The organism is Cereibacter sediminicola, from assembly GCF_007668225.1.
Classification (GTDB): Bacteria; Pseudomonadota; Alphaproteobacteria; order Rhodobacterales; family Rhodobacteraceae; genus Cereibacter_A; species Cereibacter_A azotoformans.
On the sequence record NZ_VDEK01000129.1, the window covers coordinates 1 to 656 of the forward strand.

Below are 656 nucleotides of genomic sequence, written 5' to 3' on the forward strand. Positions count from 1 at the left end.
GTTCGGCGGCCTTAGACTGAGATCGACCCGGGTGCATGCTTCGGTCCGTGGTCGGCGCAATGGCCGCCAACATGATGCTGGTTCAATACAGTTCCGATGTGCCCATCTCACTGGCGTGCTCGATGCTGTCGGCATCAGTCCTGAGCACGGCATCACCGGAACCGCGTCCCGTGGGGACCTCGAAGGCCCGCGATCAGGCGGGCAGCAGTCTGGAACCTGTAGCTTTAGTCGGCATGAAGCACTGGACTATCGAGGCGGAAGTCGGCGTCATCCTTCCACATCCGGTGCAGGATCACGGCAATGCGCCGCGCCAGCGCAACCATCGCTCGCTTGGACGGCGCGCAAGTTTCGCGGCCCAGCTTCGCAGCCAGTTCGCCCTCCCGCGATGCATCATGACGGTGGCAGCCTGACACAGCGCGCGTCGAAGGTTGACGTCGCCCGCCTTGGTGATCCCGCCCGAGACGTCGCGCTCGCCCGACTGGTTGCGCGAAGGCGTCAGGCCGACCCAAGGCCCGACCTTTTTTGATGACGTGAAGCGAGCAGGGTCATCGATAGCGGATCGATAGGTCAGCGCCACGACAGCGCCGATCCCGGGCATCGACATCAGTCGACGGCAGACCGGATCCTCTTGGGAGAGTTGACGGACATGGCGCTCA

At 63.9% G+C, this 656-nt stretch carries 1 pseudogene; it reads right to left on the reverse strand.

The features are described from left to right. Positions 1 to 224 precede the first annotated feature (224 nt). Positions 225 to 656: pseudogene (locus FG154_RS20685) on the reverse strand (transposase); the annotation flags it as partial.